Annotated in this window: 29 protein-coding genes; 15 read left to right on the top strand and 14 right to left on the bottom strand. The window is 67.6% G+C overall.

Annotated features, from left to right (window positions below; translation table 11 throughout):
* Positions 1 to 46 precede the first annotated feature (46 nt).
* Together ACE3Q6_RS16695 and ACE3Q6_RS16690 are read left to right on the top strand one after the other, a co-directional pair.
* Positions 47 to 622, top strand: a complete 576-nt coding sequence (locus ACE3Q6_RS16695) for a heme NO-binding domain-containing protein (protein ID WP_374434803.1) — start codon at positions 47 to 49, stop codon at positions 620 to 622.
* Between the two features lie 3 nt (positions 623 to 625).
* Positions 626 to 1,654, top strand: a complete 1,029-nt coding sequence (locus tag ACE3Q6_RS16690) for a diguanylate cyclase (RefSeq protein WP_374434800.1) — start codon at positions 626 to 628, stop codon at positions 1,652 to 1,654.
* Between the two features lie 542 nt (positions 1,655 to 2,196).
* On the opposite strand, the gene ACE3Q6_RS16685 is transcribed toward ACE3Q6_RS16690, so the two are convergent.
* From ACE3Q6_RS16685 to ACE3Q6_RS16675, 3 genes are read right to left on the bottom strand one after another with little or no spacing between them, the layout of a single operon-like run.
* A complete protein-coding gene (locus ACE3Q6_RS16685; protein ID WP_374434797.1) occupies positions 2,197 to 2,607 on the bottom strand; it encodes a c-type cytochrome in 411 nt (136 codons plus the stop codon).
* A gap of 54 nt (positions 2,608 to 2,661) precedes the next feature.
* A complete protein-coding gene (locus ACE3Q6_RS16680) occupies positions 2,662 to 3,336 on the bottom strand; it encodes an ABC transporter ATP-binding protein (protein WP_374434794.1) in 675 nt (224 codons plus the stop codon).
* Positions 3,329 to 4,615 carry a lipoprotein-releasing ABC transporter permease subunit gene (locus ACE3Q6_RS16675; protein ID WP_374434792.1) on the bottom strand — a complete coding sequence of 429 codons (1,287 nt, stop codon included), beginning with the start codon at positions 4,613 to 4,615 and terminating at the stop codon, positions 3,329 to 3,331. The genes ACE3Q6_RS16680 and ACE3Q6_RS16675 overlap by 8 nt, the downstream gene beginning before the upstream one ends.
* A gap of 164 nt (positions 4,616 to 4,779) precedes the next feature.
* Between ACE3Q6_RS16675 and ACE3Q6_RS16670 the strand changes: the two genes are divergently transcribed.
* The 4 genes from ACE3Q6_RS16670 to ACE3Q6_RS16655 all read left to right on the top strand — a co-directional run bounded on the left by ACE3Q6_RS16670 (position 4,780) and on the right by ACE3Q6_RS16655 (position 6,732).
* Entirely contained in the window at positions 4,780 to 5,118 is a 339-nt protein-coding gene (locus ACE3Q6_RS16670; RefSeq protein ID WP_374434790.1) for an ArsR/SmtB family transcription factor, read from the top strand.
* A 2-nt stretch (positions 5,119 to 5,120) separates the two neighbouring features.
* Complete coding sequence (locus tag ACE3Q6_RS16665; RefSeq protein WP_374434788.1) at positions 5,121 to 5,588, top strand: SRPBCC domain-containing protein; 468 nt, start codon at positions 5,121 to 5,123, stop codon at positions 5,586 to 5,588.
* A 35-nt stretch (positions 5,589 to 5,623) separates the two neighbouring features.
* A complete protein-coding gene (locus ACE3Q6_RS16660) occupies positions 5,624 to 6,073 on the top strand; it encodes an SRPBCC domain-containing protein (protein WP_374434782.1) in 450 nt (149 codons plus the stop codon).
* Between the two features lie 242 nt (positions 6,074 to 6,315).
* The gene (locus tag ACE3Q6_RS16655; RefSeq protein ID WP_374434779.1) at positions 6,316 to 6,732 is read left to right on the top strand and encodes a DoxX family protein; all 417 of its coding nucleotides are present in this window, start codon (positions 6,316 to 6,318) and stop codon (positions 6,730 to 6,732) included.
* A 218-nt stretch (positions 6,733 to 6,950) separates the two neighbouring features.
* On the opposite strand, the gene ACE3Q6_RS16650 is transcribed toward ACE3Q6_RS16655, so the two are convergent.
* From ACE3Q6_RS16650 to ACE3Q6_RS16640, 3 genes are all read right to left on the bottom strand, one after another.
* A complete protein-coding gene (locus tag ACE3Q6_RS16650) occupies positions 6,951 to 8,507 on the bottom strand; it encodes a trimethylamine methyltransferase family protein (RefSeq protein ID WP_374434776.1) in 1,557 nt (518 codons plus the stop codon).
* A 109-nt stretch (positions 8,508 to 8,616) separates the two neighbouring features.
* A complete protein-coding gene (locus ACE3Q6_RS16645; RefSeq protein ID WP_374434774.1) occupies positions 8,617 to 9,303 on the bottom strand; it encodes an HAD family hydrolase in 687 nt (228 codons plus the stop codon).
* Positions 9,304 to 9,311: 8 nt separating this feature from the next.
* On the bottom strand, positions 9,312 to 9,590 hold the full coding sequence (locus ACE3Q6_RS16640; protein ID WP_374434772.1) for a DUF3572 domain-containing protein: 279 nt from the start codon (positions 9,588 to 9,590) through the stop codon (positions 9,312 to 9,314).
* 132 nt (positions 9,591 to 9,722) lie between these two features.
* Between ACE3Q6_RS16640 and ACE3Q6_RS16635 the strand changes: the two genes are divergently transcribed.
* Complete coding sequence (locus ACE3Q6_RS16635) at positions 9,723 to 11,096, top strand: diguanylate cyclase (RefSeq protein WP_374434769.1); 1,374 nt, start codon at positions 9,723 to 9,725, stop codon at positions 11,094 to 11,096.
* Here ACE3Q6_RS16635 and ACE3Q6_RS16630 read toward each other — a convergent pair.
* Genes ACE3Q6_RS16630 through ACE3Q6_RS16615 form a run of 4 tightly spaced genes read right to left on the bottom strand, consistent with a single transcriptional unit; the run spans position 11,093 to position 13,077 of the window.
* On the bottom strand, positions 11,093 to 11,584 hold the full coding sequence (locus ACE3Q6_RS16630; RefSeq protein ID WP_374434767.1) for a periplasmic heavy metal sensor: 492 nt from the start codon (positions 11,582 to 11,584) through the stop codon (positions 11,093 to 11,095). The two genes, ACE3Q6_RS16635 and ACE3Q6_RS16630, sit on opposite strands and share 4 nt — an antisense overlap.
* Before the next feature lies 1 nt (position 11,585).
* Positions 11,586 to 11,918, bottom strand: a complete 333-nt coding sequence (locus ACE3Q6_RS16625; RefSeq protein ID WP_374434765.1) for a dihydroorotate dehydrogenase — start codon at positions 11,916 to 11,918, stop codon at positions 11,586 to 11,588.
* Positions 11,908 to 12,516, bottom strand: coding sequence for an RNA polymerase sigma factor (locus ACE3Q6_RS16620; protein ID WP_374434763.1), 609 nt, complete (start codon positions 12,514 to 12,516; stop codon positions 11,908 to 11,910). Before ACE3Q6_RS16620 ends, ACE3Q6_RS16625 begins: the two co-directional genes overlap by 11 nt.
* A 39-nt stretch (positions 12,517 to 12,555) precedes the next feature.
* Complete coding sequence (locus ACE3Q6_RS16615) at positions 12,556 to 13,077, bottom strand: EF-hand domain-containing protein (RefSeq protein WP_374434761.1); 522 nt, start codon at positions 13,075 to 13,077, stop codon at positions 12,556 to 12,558.
* Positions 13,078 to 13,260: 183 nt separating this feature from the next.
* Between ACE3Q6_RS16615 and ACE3Q6_RS16610 the strand changes: the two genes are divergently transcribed.
* Positions 13,261 to 13,668, top strand: coding sequence for a DUF983 domain-containing protein (locus ACE3Q6_RS16610; protein ID WP_374434759.1), 408 nt, complete (start codon positions 13,261 to 13,263; stop codon positions 13,666 to 13,668).
* On the top strand, positions 13,661 to 14,272 hold the full coding sequence (locus tag ACE3Q6_RS16605) for an NUDIX domain-containing protein (protein WP_374434757.1): 612 nt from the start codon (positions 13,661 to 13,663) through the stop codon (positions 14,270 to 14,272). Before ACE3Q6_RS16610 ends, ACE3Q6_RS16605 begins: the two co-directional genes overlap by 8 nt.
* On the opposite strand, the gene ACE3Q6_RS16600 is transcribed toward ACE3Q6_RS16605, so the two are convergent.
* A complete protein-coding gene (locus ACE3Q6_RS16600; protein ID WP_374434755.1) occupies positions 14,192 to 15,181 on the bottom strand; it encodes a fatty acid desaturase in 990 nt (329 codons plus the stop codon). The genes ACE3Q6_RS16605 and ACE3Q6_RS16600 overlap by 81 nt on opposite strands.
* A 113-nt stretch (positions 15,182 to 15,294) precedes the next feature.
* On the opposite strand from ACE3Q6_RS16600, the gene ACE3Q6_RS16595 reads away from it, so the two are divergent.
* Positions 15,295 to 16,149: a helix-turn-helix domain-containing protein gene (locus ACE3Q6_RS16595; protein WP_374434753.1), complete on the top strand. Its 855-nt coding sequence runs from the start codon at positions 15,295 to 15,297 to the stop codon at positions 16,147 to 16,149.
* A 43-nt stretch (positions 16,150 to 16,192) separates the two neighbouring features.
* Here ACE3Q6_RS16595 and ACE3Q6_RS16590 read toward each other — a convergent pair whose 3' ends face one another.
* Genes ACE3Q6_RS16590 through ACE3Q6_RS16580 form a run of 3 tightly spaced genes read right to left on the bottom strand, consistent with a single transcriptional unit; the run spans position 16,193 to position 18,360 of the window.
* A complete protein-coding gene (locus ACE3Q6_RS16590) occupies positions 16,193 to 16,681 on the bottom strand; it encodes a lipocalin (protein ID WP_374434751.1) in 489 nt (162 codons plus the stop codon).
* Positions 16,669 to 17,262: a hypothetical protein gene (locus ACE3Q6_RS16585; RefSeq protein WP_374434749.1), complete on the bottom strand. Its 594-nt coding sequence runs from the start codon at positions 17,260 to 17,262 to the stop codon at positions 16,669 to 16,671. Before ACE3Q6_RS16585 ends, ACE3Q6_RS16590 begins: the two co-directional genes overlap by 13 nt.
* Positions 17,263 to 17,319: 57 nt before the next feature.
* Entirely contained in the window at positions 17,320 to 18,360 is a 1,041-nt protein-coding gene (locus ACE3Q6_RS16580; RefSeq protein ID WP_374434747.1) for an aldo/keto reductase, read from the bottom strand.
* A gap of 99 nt (positions 18,361 to 18,459) precedes the next feature.
* On the opposite strand from ACE3Q6_RS16580, the gene ACE3Q6_RS16575 reads away from it, so the two are divergent.
* The 5 genes from ACE3Q6_RS16575 to ACE3Q6_RS16555 form a co-directional block, all read left to right on the top strand.
* Positions 18,460 to 19,098, top strand: coding sequence for an ImuA family protein (locus ACE3Q6_RS16575; protein WP_374434745.1), 639 nt, complete (start codon positions 18,460 to 18,462; stop codon positions 19,096 to 19,098).
* 72 nt (positions 19,099 to 19,170) lie between these two features.
* Entirely contained in the window at positions 19,171 to 19,923 is a 753-nt protein-coding gene (locus ACE3Q6_RS16570) for an SDR family NAD(P)-dependent oxidoreductase (RefSeq protein ID WP_374434742.1), read from the top strand.
* A gap of 96 nt (positions 19,924 to 20,019) precedes the next feature.
* A complete protein-coding gene (locus ACE3Q6_RS16565; RefSeq protein WP_374434738.1) occupies positions 20,020 to 20,589 on the top strand; it encodes a YceI family protein in 570 nt (189 codons plus the stop codon).
* 1 nt (position 20,590) lies between these two features.
* Positions 20,591 to 21,130, top strand: a complete 540-nt coding sequence (locus ACE3Q6_RS16560; protein WP_374434736.1) for a cytochrome b — start codon at positions 20,591 to 20,593, stop codon at positions 21,128 to 21,130.
* Positions 21,131 to 21,194: 64 nt separating this feature from the next.
* On the top strand, positions 21,195 to 21,858 hold a 664-nt coding region (locus ACE3Q6_RS16555; RefSeq protein ID WP_374434734.1), incomplete at its 3' end, for a methionine--tRNA ligase.

The raw sequence follows: 21,858 nt of genomic DNA, 5'->3' as shown, positions 1-21,858 counted from the left end.
ACCGATGCTCGGTAGCCTTGCGCCCCGGACAGTCATGGGAACGGACATGGATGCGCTGCTGCTGCGGTCCCTGCAAAGCTATGTGACCGACACGTTCGGGGCCGCGCGCTGGCAACTGGTCTGCCAGCGGGCCGACCTCGGCGTCCAAAGCTTCGAGCCGATGCTCCGCTACGAACCGGGGACCGCCGACCATGTTGCACGCGCCGCTGCAGAGGTCCTCGGCCGTCCGGTCGAAACGGTGTGGGAGGATGTGGGCATCCACCTGGTGACCCACCCCGCGCGGGACGGGATTCGTCGACTGCTGCGCTTCGGCGGGGTGACCTTTGCCGATTTCCTCCATTCCCTGGAAGAGCTTCCGGGCCGTGCACGGCTTGCCATGCCGGAACTGGTGTTGCCCGACGTGGTGCTGGTCGATCTCGGCGGTGACCGGTACGAGCTTTGCCTGAAGACGCGCCTCGGGGCCACGCAGCGGGTGCTCGTCGGCCTTCTGACCGCGATGGCCGACGACTACGGCGCACTCTGCCTGATCGAGCCGCAGTCCGACGACCGCACGTCCATCGCCATTCTCGACTGGCGACACGCGGCGGCACGTCGCTTCGATCTGGCTGCGCCAAGGGGGTAGCGGATGCAGGACCTACGCCCAGACGCGCGGATCGAGCTCGACCCTGTCGCCGCAGCACAGTTCATGCCGATGCATCTTTTGCTGGATGAGGCAGGCCGCGTCCTCAGCTTCGGGCCGACGCTGGCCCGCGTCCTAGGCGAAGACGCGGTGGCGGGTGCCCGCTTCGAGGACCTGTTCGAGGTCCGCTCCCCCGGCGGCGCGACCACGGTCGGCGATGTCCTTTCGCGAAACGCCAGCCGCTTCCGGCTCATGCCGCGCAAGGGGGTTCGGGTCGGGCTTCGCGGGCTTGGGCGGCGGCTGGCCGCCGGCCGCATCCTGATGAACCTGTCCTTCGGCAGCGATCTTCTGACCGCCGTGCGCGAACTGGCGCTGACCGATGCCGACTTCTCGGCCACCGACCTGGCGCTCGAACTTCTGTTCATGGCCGAGGCGAACGAGGCCGTGAAGCGCGAGCTGAAAGGGTGGAGCCTGCGGCTCGACGGCGCGCGGCTGGCCGCCGAGGAAGAGGCGATGACCGATCCGCTGACGGGCCTGCGCAACCGGCGCGCGGCGGACCTTGTGCTCGACCGGCTCTGTGCCGCCCGGACGGCGTTCGGGCTTCTGCACATCGACCTCGACTACTTCAAGGCGGTCAACGACACGCTGGGCCATGCTGCGGGCGATTTCGTGCTGGAAACGGTCGGCCGCATCCTGCGCGAGCAGTTGCGCGCCGAGGACTGTGCCGCCCGCATCGGCGGGGACGAGTTCGTGGTGATCCTCTCCGGCCTGATCGAGCCGAAGAAGCTGCAAGCCATCGCCGCGCGGATCATCGCGCGGATCAACCGGCCGATGGAGTTCGAGGGGCAGGCCTGCAAAGTCTCGGCAAGCATCGGGATTGTCCGGTCCCTGGACCTGGCCGTACCCGAACCCGGCCGGATACTGGCGGCCGCCGACCGGGCGCTTTACGCGGCCAAACATGCCGGACGGGGCCGCGCCATGCTGCTGGCCGCCGAGGACCGGGCCGACGAGCGTCTTTCCGACGGGAGCGTCTGAACAGCGGGCGCCGACACCCGCCTTGGGAGCGCGGGCGCTGTCGACGGGCACTCCTGCAAGGCTGCGGGTCCTTCCGCGGGCGGAAGCCCGGGCCGGTCCGTGCTCAGCCGATCGCCACTGCCGGCTTCGTCTCCTGCCCGAACCGGGCGATCCGACCTTTCCGCGTCTGCAGCGGTCGCACTGGCGCGCAGTCCAGCACGCGCGGCGGGGTGGAGTAACTCCGAAGCCGCCTCGCGATGATGTGGGTTTTCTGCAAGAGATCAAACTCTCTCCACCTGAGCCTCCTTTCCGGCTGCACCGTTCGCAACTCGAGCGGGCGGCCCCAAAGGTTCCTGTTTTATCAGCATTTTTTCAGGTCAGGTGATCTCTCAGCCGCAGCGTGTTGGCATCGTGCCGCATTCCGCAAGCCGACACGCGATCCCGCGAATGTGGCTTTTGTTCAAAGTGCGCGACCACTTCACGACGGCGCGCACCCACGCGCGAGACCAGACCGTCTCCGCCCGTTTGCACCCCACGAAAGTCGAAGGGACGCCCCGCCAGCCTTACTCTTGCAGCGTTTTCAGATAGTCCGCGATCTGCACCAGGCGCAGCGGGGTCGGTGTCGGGATCCCGTCGCCGCCGTCATAGGGCACCAGCTCGCCCTGCAGAAGCGGACCGAACTCCGGCATCGGCGAGGCACTGTCCTGACGGCCCGGCGCAACGCCCGTGTAGCCCCAGATCTTCGCCATCACCCGCGTACCGGGAAAAACCCCGCCGTTCTTCGCCGACAGCTGCGTCAGGTCCGCGGGCTTGCGGGCCAGCGCCGCTGCGCCCTCTCCGTCGCCCTTGCCGGACAGCCCGTGGCAGGCCGAACAGAAATCGCCGAAGTCCTCGGCCCCGGTCGGGACCTTCTCGGTCTCGACGCATCCCGCAAGCGACAGGGCCAGCGGCAGGATCATCCAGGCATGACGCATCGTTCTCTCCTCCGTGCGGCAAGGAAGCGGCATTCCGACCGCGCCTGCCTTGATCTAGGTCACCTGGCCCGCCGTCAGACGCACCACCCGGTCCATCCGGGCGGCAAGCTCCAGGTTATGCGTCGCGATCAGCGCCGAAAGCCCCGTCGCCCGCACCAGCTCCATCAGCACGCCGAACACCTGGTCCGAAGTGCCGGGGTCAAGGTTCCCCGTCGGTTCGTCCGCCAGCAACAGCTTCGGAGCGTTGGCCAGCGCCCGGCAGAAGGCCACCCGCTGCTGCTCGCCTCCCGACAGCGCCGCCGGCCGGTGCCCCGCCCGCGCGCCGACGCCGACCTTCTCCAGCAGCTCCATCGCCCGCGCCTCGGCCGCGGCCTTCCCCACGCCATTCGCCAACTGCGGGATCACCACGTTCTCCAGCGCCGTGAACTCGGGCAGCAGGTGGTGGAACTGGTAGATGAACCCCACCTCATCCCGCCGCGCCTCGGTCCGGGCCTTGTCCGACAGCCCCCCCATCTCGCGCCCGTCGAGCCGCACTGTGCCGCTGTCCGGCACGTCCAGAAGCCCCGCAATGTGCAGAAGCGTCGACTTACCCGCGCCCGACGGCGCCACCAGCGCCACCACCTCGCCCCGCGCCACGGTCAGCGAAGCGCCCCGCAGCACGATCACCTCGGACGGCTTGCCCCGGTTGTAACCCTTCTCGACCCCCTCCAGCCGCAGCATCTCACTCATAGCGCAGCGCCTCCACCGGGTTCATCCGCGCCGCGCGCCGAGCCGGGAAGAAGGTGACTATGAACGACAGCCCCAAGGACAGCGCCACCGCCGACATCACGTCGCCCAGCTGCAGCTTCGCCGGCAGCGAATAGATCCCCCGGATCGAGGGGTCCCAGACCTCGGCCCCGTTGATCCAGTTGATCGCGCTCATGATCTGGTCGATGTTCAGCGCCGTCACACAGCCCAGCGCCACCCCCGCCACCGTGCCCACCAGCCCGGTGAACGCCCCGCAGATGAAGAACACCCGCAGGACCGACCCCTCGGTCAGCCCCATGGTCCGCAAAATCCCGATGTCGCGGCCCTTGTTCTTCACCAGCATGATCAGGCCACTGACGATGTTCATCGCCGCGATCAGCACCAGGACCGACAGGATCACGAACATCACGTTGTCCTCGATGTCGAGCGCCCGCAGGAAGGCCCCCGAACTGTCCTTCCAGGTCCACAGCATCGCCACCGGACCCGCCGCATCCAGGATCGGCTGGCCATAGCTCTCGATCGCGTCGGGGTTCTCGACCATCACCTCGATCTCGTCCGCCCGCCCCTCCTTGTTGAAGAAGCTCTGCGCCTCGCTGAAGGGCATGTAGATCCGCGTCGTGTCGATGTCGTAGCGGCCCGCGCTGAAGATGTAGACCACCTCATAGGCGTTCACCCGCGGCGTCGTCCCCATCGCCGTCCGCACCCCACCCGGAGCGATCAGCCGCACCCGGTCACCCACCGAGACGCCCAGCTCCCGCGCGATCCCGGACCCCAGCGCGATGCCTTCGGGAAACCGCGCCAGGTCGCCAATCGCATCCGACCCCGCCCCCACCCGGGGGATGGAGGCGAAATCCTCCGGCAGCAGGCCGAAGACCTCGGCCCCCGTCGTGTCCTCGCCGTCCGTGACCATCAGCTTGCCCCGGATCAACGGCGCCGCCCGCGTCACCCCCGGCACCTTGGCGATTGCCGCCGCCATCGCGTCAGGCTCGGTGAAGCCCCGGATCAGCTGGCCGTCCTCCCCCACCACGCCAGAGGAATAGACCGTGACATGCGCATTCGCGCCCAGGATCGTGTCCACGAACTCGGCCCGGAACCCCGCGCGCACCGCCAGCGTCAGGATCAGCGCGAAGACCGCCAGCGTGATCCCGATGAGGGAAATCCAGGTCATCACGCTGACCCCGCCCTCGGCCCGCCGCGCCCGCAGGTAGCGCCAGGCGATCATGAATTCGAAGCCCGAGAAGGGGCGCGTGCTCTTTGCCATCTGCCTTTTCGCCCCAGTCGGGCCTTTGTTGATTGCCCGGCAAACTGCGGGACAGGGGCTGAAAGGTCAAGGCATGGTCCCGCCAACTTCCACGGCCCGCCGGAACCGCTTCCCAGAATCGCAATTCTGTTATATAAACGATTCGTTAAATAACGGACCCGCAGATGCCCGACCTCGACGCTTCCTTCGCCGCCCTCGCCGACCCCACCCGCCGCGCCATCCTTGCGCGTCTCGCGGAAGGCGAGGCCACGGTCCAGGACCTCGCCCGCCCCTTCGCCATCTCGCAGCCCGCGATCAGCCGACACCTCAAGGTGCTGGAGGATGCCGGGCTCATCGAAACCCGCATCCACGGCACCGCACGCCCCCGCCGCCTGAAGCCCGACGCGATGGCGCAGCTCTGGGACTGGCTCGGCCAATACCGCGCGCTGTGGGAGGCCCAGTTCCAGCGCCTCGACGCCGTCCTCGACAGTTTGCCCGACGATCCGCCCACAGAAAGGACCTAAAGATGACCGCCCAACTCCAGACCGTCCTCGACGGCGACACCGACATCATCCTGCGCCGCGACTTCGCCCATCCCCCCGCCAAGGTCTGGCGCGCCCTGACCGAGCCGCCGCTGATCCGCCAGTGGATGGCCGTCGAAGGCCACCCGATGACCCGCTGCGACTTCGACCCGCGCGCGGGCGGCACCTTCCATTTCGAATGGCAGGGTCCCGAGGGCAACGGCTTCTTCTTCTCCGGCCCGATCCTCGAGGTCCGCGCCCCCCACCACATCACCCATATCGAGCATTTCAACGGCGACCCGGCGATGTCGGCGCGGATCACCACCGACCTCGCGCCACAAGGCACCGGCACCCGGATGACGATGGTCATGCGCTACGAAAACGCCGAGGCCCGTGCCGCCGCCATCGCCACCGGCATGACCGACGGCATGGACGAGGTCTACGCCAAGCTCGACGGTCTGAAGATCGACTGACGCGCGGCAATCCCTCCAACCGGAAGGACCGGACCATGACCCTGCACCAGCCGCAACTCTCTCTCGACGGCGACACCGACGTGGTGATCCGCCGTCGCTTTTCCCACCCGCCCGCCAAGGTCTGGCGCGCCATGACCGAACCCGCGCTCATCAGGCAGTGGCTCTCCCCCGACCTGACCGAGTGCCGGATGGACGCCCGCCCCGGCGGCAGCTTCCATTACGCCTGGGCGGAGTTCTTCTTCTCCGGTCCGATCCTCGAAGCGGTCCCCGCGATGCGGATGGTCCATGTCGAGCACTTCAACGGCGACACCACCCGCGGTCCCACCGTCACCACCACCCTGACCCCGGACGGACATGGCACCCGGATGACCGTTGTGATGCGCTACCCCGACGCCGCCGCACGGGCCACCGACATCGAACAGGGCTTCACCGACGGGATTGACGAGGTCTATGGCCGGATCGAGGCGTTGACCTTCCCGGTCTGACGGCGTCCCCGCCTTTCGAACGCTCCAGCCGACCAGGCTACGCCCACAGCCTTTCATCTTTGCCCAAATATCCCCGCCGGAGGCACGGCCCCCTGCGCACCCGTCGTCCCGTGAAGGCCGCACAAGTCTCCACGACTGCCGCCCGCCCAAGACCCGCCCCCTGCGGCCGTTCCGATCCACCGCTCCCCACAAAGACGTTCAATCCCACCTTCGCACCGCACCACCCGATCAAGGAAACCCCGATGACCAAGACCGCACTCCTCTACTGGGCCAGCACGGTCCTCCTCAGCCTGATCTACCTCGCCGCGGCCGGGTTCTACCTGACCAACCTGCAACTGGCGCAGGACGGCTTCACCGCCTTCGGCTTTCCTGCCTGGCTGGTGCCGCTCCTGATCGTCGCCAAGATCGCCGCGCCGCTCGCCATTCTGACGCGCCTCTCCGTCCGCCTCAGCGACCTCGCCTATGCCGGGATGTTCTACCACCTGCTCCTCGCGGTCTCCGCCCACCTCAACGCAGGCGACGGCGGCTACGGCCCCGCGCTGGCCGCTCTCGCGCTGATGCTGACGTCCTTCCTCACCCAGAACGCCGCGCGGAAGACCGCTTCGCCGAATGTCCCCGCTGTCCCGGGTCTCGCACCGCCGGCCCGGCAATCCACCTGAGGCAAGGCCCTTTCACCTGGCACCAAATATCCCCGCCGGAGGCATCCGCAGGCAGCTGGAAGAAACCGCGTCCCAGGACCAAGGACCGGCGTAGGGTGGGTCGTTCTGCGCCGCAAAGGCGCAGGTTGACCCACCATCCGCACAAGTTAAGAAACCCCTAACATCCGCGACCAAGTCCTTGACTCCAAAGGACCATCCGCGTTTGTCCACCGTGGACACTAGAAGTCGGTGGGCGCCCCGCCCTCCTGCTTCCGCCGCGCCACGAAGCGCTGCAGCTCCTCCAGGTGGTCCCCCGGCATCTCCGGCGCCTCGAACTCCGCCAGGATCTGCTTGTAGATCCGGTGCGCCCGCTCCACCGTCCAGACCGACCCGTCCGCCTGCCAGGCCTCATAGTTCCGCCAGTCGCTAACGAAGGGCTGGTAGAAGGCCTGCTGGTACCGGTCCTGGGTGTGCTGGATCCCGAAGTAATGGCCCCCGGCCCCCACCTCCTTGATCGCGTCGAAAGCCAGGTCCTCGTCCCGCGTCGCGAAGGTGACCTCCTCGAAATACCGCTGGATCATCTGCAGGACCTCGCAGTCCATGATGAACTTCTCGGGGCTCGCAATCAGCCCCCCCTCCAGCCACCCCGCCGCGTGGTAGACCATGTTGGTCCGGCTCTGCACCGCCGACCAGAGGCTGTTCGACGTCTCCCACATCGCCTGCCCGTCCGGCACGTTCGCCGCACAGACGCCCGAGGCCCGCATCGGCACGCCATAGAACCGCACCAGCTGCCCCGTCATCTGCGTCGCCCGCATGTATTCCGGGGTGCCGAAGGCCGGCGCGCCCGATTTCATGTCGACGTTCGAAGTGAAGGTCCCGATCGCCACCGGACAGCCCGGCGCGATGTACTCCAGCAGCGCCACCGCCGCCAAAGCCTCGGCAATCGACAGCGCCACCGCCCCCGACATCGTCACCGGAGCCATCGCGCCCGCCAGCGTGAAGGGCGTCACCACCACCGGCTGCCCCCGCTTGGCCATCCGCATAGCGCCGTCCAGCATCGGATAGTCGTGTTTCAGCGGGCTGACCGAGTTGATGTTCGTATACATCCGCGGCTTGGCCTGGAACTCGCTTTCCGTGAGGCCCCCGGCGATGCGGACCATCTCCATCACGTCCTCGACCCGCTCGGCCCCCAGCGAATAGGCGTGGACGACCTTGTCGGTCAGCGTCAGCTTTTCATACAGGCAATCCAGGTGCCGGACCGAGGCATGGATATCCACCGGCTCCACCGGATAGCCGCCCGCGATGTGGATGCAGTTGAAATACTGCGTCAGCTTCATGAACTCCTTGAACGTCTCGAAGTCGCCCGACCGCTTGCCGCGCTCCATGTCCCAGGCGTTCGGCGGGGACGAGACGTTCACGAACAGCATGTGCTTGCCGCCCATGATCAGCTCGTGATCGGGGTTCCGGGGCGTGATCGTGAAGGTCTCGGGCGCGCGGGCGACCATCTCCATCACGAAGTCCTCGTCCATCCGGACGTTGGTCCCGTTCACGATGCAACCCGCCTTCCGCAGGTGTTCCACCGCCTCGGGGTTCAGGAACTCGATCCCGATGTCGCGCAGGATGCGCATCGCGGTCTTGTGGATGCGCTGCACACCCTCGGCATCCAGCGGTTCCACGGGAGCGTCGGGGTTCACCGGAATCCGCCAAGGCATCTGATCGATCACCGCGGTCCCTGCGCGAACCTTCATCCCCGCCCGTCCACCAGCGCGCTTTCTCCGACCTGGTTCATCCGCCATCGTCACTCTCCATTCGCATGGCGCGAGGATGGCGAAGCCTGGCCGGTCTGGTCACCGCGTTTGCGACGAATATGCGTCGTTTTTCGCGCCTGACCTGCGGATTTCAGTCTTAAAGGCCGGCAAGCCAGCCCGGGATGGCGCCGATGTCCGTCAGAACGACATCGGCATGGGGTGCCAGGTCCTCGCGTTTCGCGACACCCGTCAGCACGGCGATCGTGCGCATCCCCGCGGCCCGCCCGGCTTCCAGGTCGTGCCGGCTGTCGCCCACCATCGCCACCCGGGCCGGATCGAGGCCGGTCTCACGGGCGAAGGCCAGGCACATGCCCGGACCGGGCTTCGGCCCGTGGCCCGAGTCGTAGCCCGCGATGAAGTCGAAGCAGTCGGTGATGCCGTGCGTCGCCAGGTGCTGCCGGGCCGGGATCTCGGAGTCGTTGGTGGCCAGGCCAAGCCGCAGGCCCTTGCTGCGAAGGCCCTCCAGGAGCGGCCGCAAGGGGACCGCTTCGGACATGGGCGCCATTCCGGCGCTGGCGTCGATCCGGTCGGTCAGCTCGGCATGCGTGAGGCCGGGAAGGTGCGGAAGCAGCGCCGCGGCGATGTCGGCGGCGGTCGCTGCGATCACCGGGCTGTCGGGAGCGAAGCTGCCATCTTCCAGGTCATAGCCGATGGCCTGACCCAGCCGTCGGGCATGCGCCTCGTCCGAAGCGATCCGGCGCAGGAAGGTCCCGGCCCAGTTGCCCCAGCTGACCCGGAAGTCAAAGAGCGTCCCGTCCTTGTCGAAGATCAGCCCGTCGATCATCACATCCCTCAGGTCCAGTTCATCACAGCGCCGCCCGGAAGCGCCGCCCGCGCCTCCTGGGGCGCAGTGTAGGGATGGCCTTCGGCATCGCAGAAAGCAACTACCCAGCGGTCGTCCTGCAGAAGGAAATCCAGAACCGCCGCCAGAAACTCTGGATCTGCCGCCCGGCTGCGCAATTCCGTCATGCTCGCGCCCGTCGCCGTAAGGAAGACGGGAAAGATCTCGTCCTCGGCCGCGATCCAGCCAAGGGCCTGGATGGCCAGCACTTGTGCAACTTCCGATTGCATTGTTCTCGCTTTCGTTGCCTTCTGGTGTTGGCAGATGAAATTCGACCGTTTGCGGACTGGCAGAAAGGATTTCTTAACCTTCCTGACCGCAGAGTTGTCCACGACAGGTGGAATGAAAAGACGGCATCTTGGATGAGCGCACGGATTCTCATCGTTGACGACGTGGCAGCGAACCGGATCGTGCAGCAAGCCCGGCTCGCGGCGGCGTTTTACGACCCGATGCTTGCTGTCGACGGCGCCTCCTGCCTGGCGGCGGCCCGCACCGAACGTCCCGATCTGGTGCTTCTGGACATCGGCCTGCCCGACATGTCGGGGCTCGACGTCCTTCAGCGCCTGCGCCGCGACCCGGCCAGCCGCGACATCCCCGTAATCGCGCTGACGGCCACCGGCACGGTCGAGGAACGGCTGGCGGCGTTCGCGGCCGGCGCGGATGACGTGATGGACCGCCCGGCGAACGAGCGGGTGCTCCTGTCCCGCTTGCGCAACCTCTTGCGGCTCAAGGCGGAAAGCGAATTCCCCTCGTCCGAGCGGCTGGCCATCGCAGGCCTTGCAGAGGCGCCGATGGCCTATGACCCGCAGGGAACCATCGCCGTCGTGGGCGCCGACCCCGAGAATCCGCTGTGGGCGCAATTGTCCGGACTGGTCCGCGACCGGCTGGTCACCCTCTCGCGGCGCGAAGCGCTGGCGGCCCTCTCGACCGGGCCGACCCTGCCCGAAGTGTTCATCCTGCACGATGACGGTCGCGACCCGTCGGGCACATTGCGGCTTCTGTCGGAACTGAAAAGCCACCACGCCACGCGCCATGCCGCCGTCTGCGTCGTGGGACCTGCCGGTGAGGGGGACGAAGCCGCGATGGCCTTCGACCTTGGCGCGGACGACGCCGTGGGGACCGATATCACCGCGGCAGAGCTTGCCTTGCGGACGCGTGGCCTGCTCCGCCGCAAGCGGCAGTCAGACCGGCGCCGCGAACGGATGCAGGACGGCTTGCGCCTGGCCATGCTGGACCCGCTGACAGGTTTATACAACCGGCGCTGCGCGGCACCCCAACTGGCCGAGATCGCCGCGCGTTCCCGGGCAGAGGGCAGCCAGTTCGCCGTCATGGTCATGGACCTCGACCGGTTCAAGCAGGTGAACGACCAGTATGGACACGCCGCCGGCGACCAGGTCCTTGTCGAGGTCGCCCGCCGCCTGACCGCCAACCTGCGTGAGACGGACGTGCTGGCCCGCATCGGCGGTGAGGAGTTCCTGGCCATCCTGCCGCAAAGCTGCATGATGGTCGCCCGACGTGTAGCCGAGCGGCTTTGCCAGGTGATGGACGACCAGCCGATCCGCCTCGTCTCGGGCGAAGAGCTGCACGTGACCATGTCGATTGGCGTGGCCGTGGCAGGCGCGGCCGGCGATGACAGCTATGCCATCGAAGGGCTCGTCGAGCAGGCGGATCTTGCGCTGCTGGAATCCAAGGGCGCGGGGCGGAACCAGGTGACCTACCGGCTGGCCGCCGCCTAATCGCGTTCCTTGTCCCCGCCGCCCCGGCGCAAGCCCTTCTCCAGCCGGTCGGCGAAGGCGCGGCGGTCGTCGTCCGACATCTCGATCAGCCGGGCCTCGATCAGGCTCCGACCCAGCTCAAGCCGTTCGGCATTGCGCGTCTCGATGGCGGCCAGCGCGGTCTTCATCGCCTGCGGATCGAAGGGATCGGCGCGCAGCGTGTCGAGCAGGGCCTGGAACTCGGCCCGTGCCTCGGCGCGCGAGGCCCGGAACTCGCCCATCCGGTCAAGCAGGGCGCGACGGATTTCGCGGCGGTCGCGGTCGTCCAATGCCTCGCTGAACGGGCCGAAGGACATGTCCCGAGGCATCCCGCGATGGCCGCCGCCCAGCCAGGCCCCGGCAGCCAGCCCGGCGACGCCCAGGTTCAGCGCGACCGAGATCACCAGCGCGATCTTCACCTCGCGCGAGGTGTCGGGTGCCTTCCGGTCCTGGGTGGTAGGATCGCTCATCTCAGCCTTCCGTCGTCAGAAAATCGGCCTCGGGGAAGAACTCCGCCGTGTCGGCCGAGGCGCCTGTCAGGTAGTCGAAGGTGGTGGGGTTCAGATAGCCCAGCGCCAGCCCGAAGACCGCCGCAGTGCCCAGCCCTGCCAGGGCGGGAGGCCCGCCGAAAAGGGCGCCCAGCCGGGCAAGGACGCCCGGTCGCCTCACGGGTGCCTGACGCGGGGTCGGGACCGCGGGCTGCAGCGCGAGAGCGTCGGCCATGACCCGGTTCATCAGCGCCTCGGACGGGACGGCAGGCCGCCGTGCCGCATGCGCCAGCAGGTCGTCCAGATCATCCTGCATGTTCGTCATCCTCATAGCCCAAGTCGGCCTTCCGGCCCGAAAGTATCGCCGCCAGCGCACGCTTGCCACGCGCGGTCAGGCTTTCCACCGCTTCGACCCCGATCTCCATGATCGCTGCAATTTCGGGGTTCGTCATCCCTTCCAGGTGCCGCAGCACCACCGCCTGGCGCTGACGGTCCGGAAGTTCGGCCAGGGCCGCCTCCAGCGCCGCCATCCGGTCGGCCTCCTGAAGCTGACCTTCGGCCCCCGGAGCGGCATCGGCGACCTCGGGCGCATCGTCCAGCGCCAACTGCCGCCTGCGTCCGCGCGACCGCTGCCGGTCGATGCACAGGTTGGTGGCGACCCGGTAGGCCCAGGTCGTCACCTTCGTCTCGCCCTGCCGCCAGTCGGGGGCGACCTTCCACAGACGCAGCATCGTCTCCTGCGCCACGTCCTCGGCCTCGGCCCGGTCGCCCGACAGAAGCCGCGCCGCATAGGCCAGGACGCGCGGCGTGACGCGCTGGGTCAGCGCCAGCGCGGCGTGACGGTCTCCATTGGCATAGAGCACCATCAGCGCCTCGTCCGAGACATCCCCATGCGCATCGAAGGCCATCGTCATTCCGACTGCTTAGCGGCGGGCGGCTGGGCCGCAAAGAGCTTAGTGGTCGCCCATGCCCCAGCCGTGGCCACGCTTGCGGCGGTGCTGCATCGCCTCTTCAGCCTCGGCCTTCGAGATCGCCCCGTCGTTGTCGGTGTCCAGCCGCGCGAAGTTGCGCTCGCCCGGCCCCTCGCCCATCTCGTCCTCGGACAGCGAACCGTTGCCATCATTGTCCATGTTGTCGAGCATCGCCTGGGTCCGCTCTGCCATCCGTTCCTGCATCCGGGCCAGCTGGTGGGCCGACAGTTCCTCGGGGCTGAGCGCACCGTCGCCGTTGGTGTCGGCGGCCGCGAACTCGGCCTTCCGGTGCGCCTGAAGCTCGGCCAGCGTCACCTTGCCATCGCTGTCGGCGTCAATCGTGTCGAACATCCGGGCCAGCATCGCACCGCGGCCCTCGCCGCCCATGCCCATGCCCATTTCGCCACCCATTCCCATGCCGCCCTTCTCGGCCAGCGCGGCCGTGCCCATCAGGGCGCCCATCACGGCCAGCGCGACGATTGCGGTCTTCTTCGGTGCAGACATCTTTCTCTCCATCTGACGAGGGCCGACATTCCGACCCTTCTGCCTGTCAAACGGACGGCGCGCGGATTTCCGTCGCGGATTTTTGCGACATCCCGACACAGGCCGGTCTTTCCCCTGTAAACCGGGCCCTCCAACCGCTATGTAGGGCCCTTGCCACAGCGCCAAGGGGCGCAGGAAATCCCGATGACCATGACCGACACGACACCCGCAAACGACCAAGACGAACGTCCGTGGAAGCCCGCCGTGCTGCGCGGCTGGCGGCGGCGCTGCCCGAGCTGCGGCGCGGGACCGATGCTGCGCGGCTATCTCAAGGTGCGCGACAATTGCCCGGTCTGCGGCGAGGAGCTGCATCACCACCGTGCGGATGACGGGCCGGCCTACCTGACGATTCTGATAGTCGGTCACCTGCTCGCGCCGATCCTGCTGTTCACCTACACCAAGTGGCGGCCCGAGCCCCTGGTCATGGCGGTGGGCTTCACCATCGGCACGGTGGCCCTGTCGCTGTATCTGCTGCCCCGGCTGAAGGGCGCACTGGTTGGCCTACAATGGGCAAACCGGATGCATGGCTTCTCCGGCCGCACGCATGACTGAGGAACCGATCCGTCCCGCCGCAACGGTCGTCCTCTGGCGGGACGGCTCAGAGGGCCCGCAGGTCCTGATGGGCCAGCGGGGCGAGGGCGCGGTCTTCATGCCTTCGAAATTCGTCTTCCCCGGCGGCCGCGTCGACGCCGAGGACGCCGAGGCCGCCCGTCCGGGCTTCCTGGCCCCCGACTGCGCCCGTCGCCTGATGCTTCTGGTCCCCGAGGATGCCCCCACGCCCGAGACGCTGGTCGCCACTGCGCTGCGCGAGCTGACCGAGGAGACGGGCCTCAACCTTGCGGGGATGGAGCATCCATCGCTGAAGTTCATCTTCCGCGCGATCACGCCCCCCGGACGGAGCCGCCGCTTCGATGCGCGCTTCCTTCTGGCCCATGCCGACAGCCTGGACGACAACCGCGAGGATTTCAGCCTTGCATCGGGAGAGCTGTCTCACCTGCGCTGGCTGCCCCTGCCCGAGGCCCGCGCGCTCGACCTGCCCTTCATCACCGAGGTCGTCCTGGCCGAGGTCGCCGCCCTAGTGGCGGGCCACGATCAGCCCGGCGTGCCGTTCTTCGACAATTCCGGCACCACCCCGCAGTTCCGCCGGCTGGTCTAGCGCCCCGCCCTTCTCGACCGGGAAGACCGGATGCGGGACCGGGTCCTTGGCGCGGAACAGGAACTGCCGGAAGATCTCGACATAGCTGGCATAGCGGTAGCTTTCGTTCCGCCGCAGGTAGTGCTCGCGGTTCCCGAAGTAGAGTGCCGGCAGCCTGTACCAGGCAACGCCCGGGTGCATGTGGTGCACCACGTGGAAATTGTTGTTCAGGAACAAAAGGCTCAGCGGTCCCCGGCTTTCGATCACCACCGTGCGCGCCCGCGCCGCCTCATGCGCTCGGTGCTCCAGGTAGGTGCGGATCTTCAGAAGGCTCCAGCCCAGGTAGGCGGCCAGCAGATAGGCCCATCCCGGCATGATGCCGACCCATTCCAGCCAGGCCCAGACCATCGCCAGCCCCGGCAGATGCAGCCCCCAGGCCAGCCAGACCCGCCGGTCACCCTTGCGCATCGCGGCCAAGTCGCCCTTCACAAGCGCCCAGGTCGAGATCGCCGGACCGACCAGCATCCGCCCGAACAGCGTGTTGTTGAAGCGCAGCACGGCCTTCACCGGACCCGACAACCGTGCCCAGACGGCTGGGTCGAGGTAGTTCGACTCCGGGTCGTCATAGGGATCGGTCAGCGCCGGGTCGAAATGGTGCTGCAGGTGCAGGTCCTTGAAGCGCAGGTAAGGGACGAAGACCGTGAGACCGGGAAAGACCAGCGCTTCCGACAGGGTTTGCGACCGGAAGGGATGGCCATGCAGCACCTCATGCGTCAGCGAGGAATACTGTCCGATGGCCAGGGCGGCGGCGAGAACGGCAAGTGGGGGAGAGAAGGTCCAGAGGAGGGTGGTCGCCAGCGCCCAAAGCGCATAGGTGGCCGCGAAGACGATCAGGGTGGGCCATTCGATGGCCCGGGTCTCGGTCTGCAAGATGGTCCTCGGCAAGGGGTAACGTTTCTGTGACAGTAGCAAGATCGCCATCTGACTGAAATTCGGGATATTGTAAACTTTACTCCGCATTCGTTTTGTAAAATCATCGGGCGATGGAAAAGATCGACAAACGCGATCGCGCTCCGCAGTTTCGCGCCCGGTTGGCCGAGGCGATGGCAGCGCGCAAGATGACGCAGGCCGAGCTTGCGCGGCAGACGGGCGTCGACCGGTCCACGATCTCGGCGCTGCTGCAGGACGGCACACGGATGCCCAACGCCCAGCTTGCCGCCGACTGCGCCCGTGCGCTTGGGATCAGCGCCGACTGGCTTCTGGGACTATCGGGCCGCCCGGAACCGATCGCCGACCTCCTTGCCGCGTCGCTGTCGCTGACGGAAGCGCCCCGCGCCCTGATCGACGAGCGCATCTTCGGCTGGCACCAGGAGGCCGCGGGCTACAAGATCCGCCATGTCCCGGCGACCTTGCCTGACATGCTGAAGACCCGCGCCGTGGTGGAATGGGAATACGAGCCGCAACTGGGACGCACGGCCGAACAGGCCATCGGCGCCTTCGAGGACCGGCTGAAATGGATGCGCGGCGCGGGCTCGGACTATGAAATCGCGCTTCCAATGCACGAGCTTGCTGCCTTCGCGACCGCCTCGGGCTATTACGAGGGCCTGCCGGCCGACACGCGCCGCGCGCAGTTGCGCCACCTGATTTCCCTTTGCGAACAGCTTTATCCGTCGCTGCGCATCTGCCTTTTCGACGCGCGCAAGCTCTTCTCGGCCCCCGTCACCGTTTTCGGCCCGCTGCTTGCCGTCATCTACCTGGGCCGGCACTACCTTGCGTTCCGCGACAGCGCCCGTGTCGAAACGATCACCCAGCATTTCGACCTTCTCGTCCGGGAAGCCGAGGTCGGCGCACGCGAAATGGTGGGACATCTGCAGATGCTGCTCGACCGGGTGCGCTGACCGAAAGGTGCCGTCCGCCGAGGGCGTGACGACCCGTCTCCCCTCACAAGGGGGTCAGAGCCTCGGTCCGGTAGCCGTTGAAATCGAAGATCTCCCGCGCGGCGGCCAGCCGGTCCGCCGGAAGCGCGCCCCGGTCGAGGATTATGCCGAACCGGCCCGAAGGAGTGGCGATGGCCAGCGTCCGGTAGCCGACGTCGACCCAGATCACCCACCAGTCCTCGCCCTTGACCCGCAGCCGTCCCGGCCCGACCAGAGGCGCGACGCCCGAGACCGTCTCGGCCCGCCCCGCCAGGCACAGCGTCCCGCGCAACTGCAGGCCGCCGGCCACCGGCACGATCTCGACCGCGCCGTCGCGGCACGCTTTCGAGGCCCCGAAATCCGCCACCTGTCGCCAGGTTCCCGCCACCTGCGCGGGGGCGAAGGCCGCCGCCGACCAGATCGGCGCGCCTGCATCGCGGAAGGCCGTGGCCGCAGGCGGCTTGGGCGCACAGGCCGCCAGCATCAGGACAAGCGTGAAGATCAGTCGAGACACAGCGTCACCCGCATCCCGTTGTCCTGCAGGATGTCGTTGCAGCCGTACATCGGCTTGAACGGGGCGCAGGTTCCAGACCGGGCCAGGCAGACGCTGTCGCACTGGCTTTCCTTCTCGCAGCGCTTGCCGGCATCCCTGGTCTGGAACACGCAGGCGCGCTTGTCGCCAGAACCGACCCTCGCCCAGCGACCTTTCCGCTTCTCGCAGGCAAGCTGCTGCTCGGACTTCGGCGTCACGGGCGTCGCGGCAAGGTCGGGCTGCGGCGCAGGTTCCGCTTCGGCTGCAGCCGACTGCGTCCCCTCCGCGGTCTCGGCAGGTGTCTCGGCGGGAATTGCGGCGGGCTGCAAGGCGGCGGTTCCGCTCGCTCCAGCCTCGGCGGGGACGGACACCGGTGCCGCCCCTTCGCTTTCGGGATCGTCCAGCGCCGTCACCTCGATGGGATCGCCCGCGACGGCGTTCGGCGTCACGTCCGACGACGGCCTGCCGCTTCCGCCCGGACCTCCGCTCTGGCACGCCGCCAGAAACCCCGTCGCACAGACAAGAACGGCAACAAGCGACAGGCGGAACGGCTTGCGGGGCATCGGGGTCTCCGGTTCGCGGCAAGAAGTGCCTTGATCCGTCCTGGGCCGCAAGTCCCGTCAATAGGGCGCAGGGTAGGCCCGGTGGGTTTCCGCTATGTCCTCCAGCACCTCTGACGACAACGTGACCGCGGCCGCCCCGATGTTGGTGCGCAACTGCTCCAGCGTCGTGGCCCCGATGATCGGGATCGTCGTGAAGGGCCGGGTCCGGCAGAAGGCGATCGCCATCTGGCAGGGGTCAAGCCCATGCCGCGCCGCCACTCCCAGATAGGCCGCCACCGCCGGGAAGACCTGCGGCGTCACCCGTCCCGAAAGATCCGGGTTCAGGCTGCGGCGCGAGCCTTCGGGGATCACCCCGCCCGCGTATTTCCCGGACAGCAATCCGGTGGCCAGCGGCGAGAACGCCAGCAGCGGGATGTCCTCGATGACCGACAGCTCGGCCCAGTCGGTGTCGAACTGCCGACAAAGTAGCGAATACTCGTTCTGCACCGTGGCCATCCGCGGCAGGCCCAGCGTGTCGGCCAGGTGCAGCCAGCGCGCCGTGCCCCAGACCGTTTCGTTCGACAGGCCGATGGCCCGGATCTTGCCCTCGCTGACCAGCGCCTGCGCCGTGGTCAGGATGTCGGTCATGTTCGCCGTTTCGGCCGCGCGGTCCAGCTTCGTGGGCTGAAAGCGCCACATCTGGCGGAAGTGGTAATGGCTCCGGTTGGGCCAGTGCAGCTGGTAAAGGTCGATATAGTCCGTCCGCAGCCGCCGCAGGCTTCCCTCTACCGCTTCGCGCATCGTGGCTCCGGTGATCGGCTGGCCCGGCCGCACGTTCGGCCCCTTGCCCGCAATCTTGGTGGCCAGGACGACCCGGTCGCGCCGCCCGCGTGAGGCGAACCACGTCCCGATGATCTCTTCCGTCCGCCCGACCGTTTCGGGACGGACCGGGTTCACCGGATACATCTCGGCCGTGTCCCAGAAGGTCACGCCATGCTCCAGCGCCATGTCCATCTGGGCATGGCCCTCGGCTTCCGTGTTCTGCGTGCCCCAGGTCATCGTGCCCAGGCACAGCTCGGAAACCGTCAGGCCGGTCTTGCCCAGGGTCAGCGTCTGCATCGGAAAACTCCTTCTCGTTGGCCGCAAAGCTAGGCCGGTTCCTTGGCAGGGCAAAGACCCGCGCTTGAGAACATTTCACGAACAAGCTACCTTTTCCGCATGAGTCTGCCGATCCACCACCACGCCCCCCGTCGCGGCGAGGCCCAGCAACCGCTTGCGGGCGACCTGACCCTGCAGCGCGGCCGGGTGCATGAGCTTTGCGGCCCCTCCCGCATGATGCTCGCCGCCCGCATCATGGCCAAATGCCAGGGTCCGGTCGTCTGGATCCGCCCCGGCTGGACCCCCGAACGGCTGAACGCCGCCGGCCTGCAGCCCCTCGCCGCCCCCTCGCGCCTGATCCTCGTCCAGGCGCCGCGCGACGACAGCCTGCTCTGGGCCGCCGAAGAGGCGCTCCGCTCCGGCGCCGCCCCCTTGGTCATTGCCGAGCTTCTGGCCGCCCCCGCCCTGACCCCGACCCGCCGGTTGCACCTTGCTGCCGAAACCGGGGCCGAGGCCGCCCGCCGCGATGGCGCGACCCCGCCCCTGGGCCTGATCCTCCTGCCCGGCCAGGGTGGCGCGCAGGGCGTCGAAAGCCGCTGGCACCTGGCCCCGGCCCCCAGCCGCGCGCTTCTCTGGTCGGACGAGGACAGCTTCACCCTCACCCGCCTCCGCGCCCGCCTCCTGCCCCCGGCCAGCTGGACGCTCCACGCCACGTCGAAGGACGAGGTGCTGGACCCCCGCCCCCTGCCCGATCTCTGACTTGACCTCGATCATGGAACCTTGCTGCCGCCCGTGCCTTCCTTTCCTGGCACCAACCGCAAGGAGAGAGCGATGCAGATCACCTTCACCGACAAGACCGCCCTCGTCACCGGCGCAGGCTCCGGTATCGGCGAGGCCATCGCCATCGGCCTTGCCGCCAGTGGCGCAAAGGTCGTCGTCCAGGACCTGAACCGCGAGGCCGCCGCCCGCGTGGCCGAGGCGATCACCCAGACCGGCGGTCAGGCCCGCGCTACCGGCGGCGACGTCGCCGATGCGCCCACCGTCGAACGCTTGGTGGCCGAGGCTGCGGACTGGGGCGGGGGCCTCCAGCTTCTGGTGAACAACGCCGGCATCGGCGGGCCGATGTTGCCCACGGGCGAATACACCATCGAAGGCTGGCACCGGGTGATGGACGTGAACCTGAACGCCGTCTTCTACGGCATGCGCTATGCCATCCCACGGATGCTGGACGCAGGCGGAGGCGCGATCGTCAACATCGCCTCGATCCTCGGTTCGGTCGGCTTTGCCAATGCCTCGGCCTATACCGCCGCCAAACACGCGCTCCTCGGGCTTACCCGCGCCGCCGCGCTGGAATATTCGGCCAAGGGCATCCGGGTGAATGCGATCGGCCCCGCCTTCATCGACACGCCGCTTCTGGGCAACCTGCCCCCCGGCGCGAAAGAGGCGCTGATCGGCGTGCATCCAATCGGCCGCCTTGGCCGGTCGGAAGAGGTGGCGGATCTCACCCAGTTCCTGCTTTCCGACCGGGCAAGCTTCATCACAGGGTCCTACCACCTGGTCGATGGCGGCTACTGCGCCCAATGACGACACCCATGACGCGCACCCGCTGGCGCACGAAGGCTTGAGTTTGCCAAACCACCCTCCGGTGCTAGCATCCCCTGGACATCGGAGGGACCTGCCATGCGTCGCCTTGCTTTCGCTGCCCTGATGGCTCTCGGCCTTTCTCAGACCCTCCACGCCGGAACCGTCGCCTACCAGATGGACGCCGCCAACTCGACGGTGGCCTTCGAGACCGACTTCGGCCCCGACAAGATCACCGGCGCGATCCCGCTGGAGAAGGCGGACCTCCAGCTAGACTTCGCCAATGTCACGAACTGCACCGTGGACGTCGCGCTCGACGTGACCGGGGCGACCGCCAGCTTCCCCTTCGCCGCCCAGGCGCTGAAAGGCCCCAAGGTTCTGGCCGCCAAGGATCATCCCCGGATGACCTTCGAAAGCACTTCGGTCAAGGGCGCGGGCGAAGTGGCCGAGGTCACGGGCAACCTCACCATCCGGGGCGTCACGAAAGAGGTCACCCTCAAGGCCCAGCTCTTCCGCCCCCAGGGCAGCGCGCCCGACGACCTCGACCACCTGACCGTGAAGCTCTCCGGCAAGGTCAACCGCTCGGACTTCGGGGCCACCGGCTGGGCCGACATGGTGGGGGATGAGGTCCGCATCCTGATCACCGCCCGCATCGACGCCCAGGGCTAAGATGCTGCGGAACGGCCCCGCCGAATTCGGCCTTGTCACCCGGGTGCTCCACTGGACCATGATGCTTCTCATCATCGGCCAGCTTGCCCTTGGCCTGCGCATCGCGGACATGGAGCCGGGGCTGGCGAACCTCTGGCTTTACGGCCTGCACAAGACCATCGGCTTCGGCATCCTCGCCTTGGTCGTCGTCCGCATCGCCTGGCACCTGATCTCGCCCCCACCCGTCCCGATGGGACCGCGCAACGCCACTTTCTGGGCCGCCCGCGCCGCGCATTGGGCGATCTATGCGCTGGTCATCGCCATTCCGTTGACGGGCTGGGCCGGAAGCTCCGCCACCGGCATCGACGTGATGATCGCTGACCGCTGGACCGTGCCTCCCCTCGTCGAAGCGTCCGAGGACGGCGAGGCTTACTGGTTCCGTCTCCACGACATCCTGACCAAGCTCCTTGTTGCCTTGATCACCGTCCACATGCTCGGCGCCCTCAAGCGCGAAATGGAGGGCGATGGCACCCTCACCCGGATGATCAGGGGCCGCCCTTAGCGCCGCTGGCCCTTTTCGCACGCTTGGGCTAAGCAATCGCCGGACTCACCCGGAAGGCGCAGACATGGCACGCATCCTCATCACCTCGGCCATTCCCTACATCAACGGGATCAAGCACCTGGGGAACCTCGTCGGCTCCCAGCTTCCCGCCGACCTCTTCGCCCGCTTCAACCGCGCGATGGGGCATGAGGTGATGTTCATCTGCGCCACCGACGAACACGGGACGCCTGCCGAACTTGCGGCCGCCAAGGCTGGCAAGCCTGTGGAAGAGTATTGCGCCGAGATGCACGAGGTGCAGAAGGACCTTGCCGCAGGTTTCCGGCTGTCCTTCGACCATTTCGGCCGGTCCTCGTCGCAACGGAACCACCGCCTGACCCAGCATTTCGCCGGGAAACTCGCCGAAAACGGCCTGATCGCGGAAGTCAGCGAGAAGCAGGTCTTCTCCATCGACGACAACCGCTTCCTGCCCGACCGCTACATCACCGGCACCTGCCCGAACTGCGGCTACGAAAGCGCCCGCGGCGACCAGTGCGAGAACTGCACCAAGCAGCTCGATCCGACCGACCTGATCAACCCGCGCTCCTCGATCTCCGGCTCGACCAACCTGGAGGTCCGCGAGACGAAGCACCTCTACCTCAAGCAGCGCGCGCTGAAGGACAAGCTCGAAGCCTGGATCGATAGCAAGACCGACTGGCCGATCCTGACCACCTCGATCGCCAAGAAATGGC

It is taken from the genome of Tabrizicola sp. (genome assembly GCF_041913445.1).
In the GTDB taxonomy this organism is placed as follows: domain Bacteria; phylum Pseudomonadota; class Alphaproteobacteria; order Rhodobacterales; family Rhodobacteraceae; genus Tabrizicola.
The sequence above is the reverse complement of the archived record's forward strand: the minus strand, read 5'-3'. Positions and strand labels throughout refer to the sequence as shown.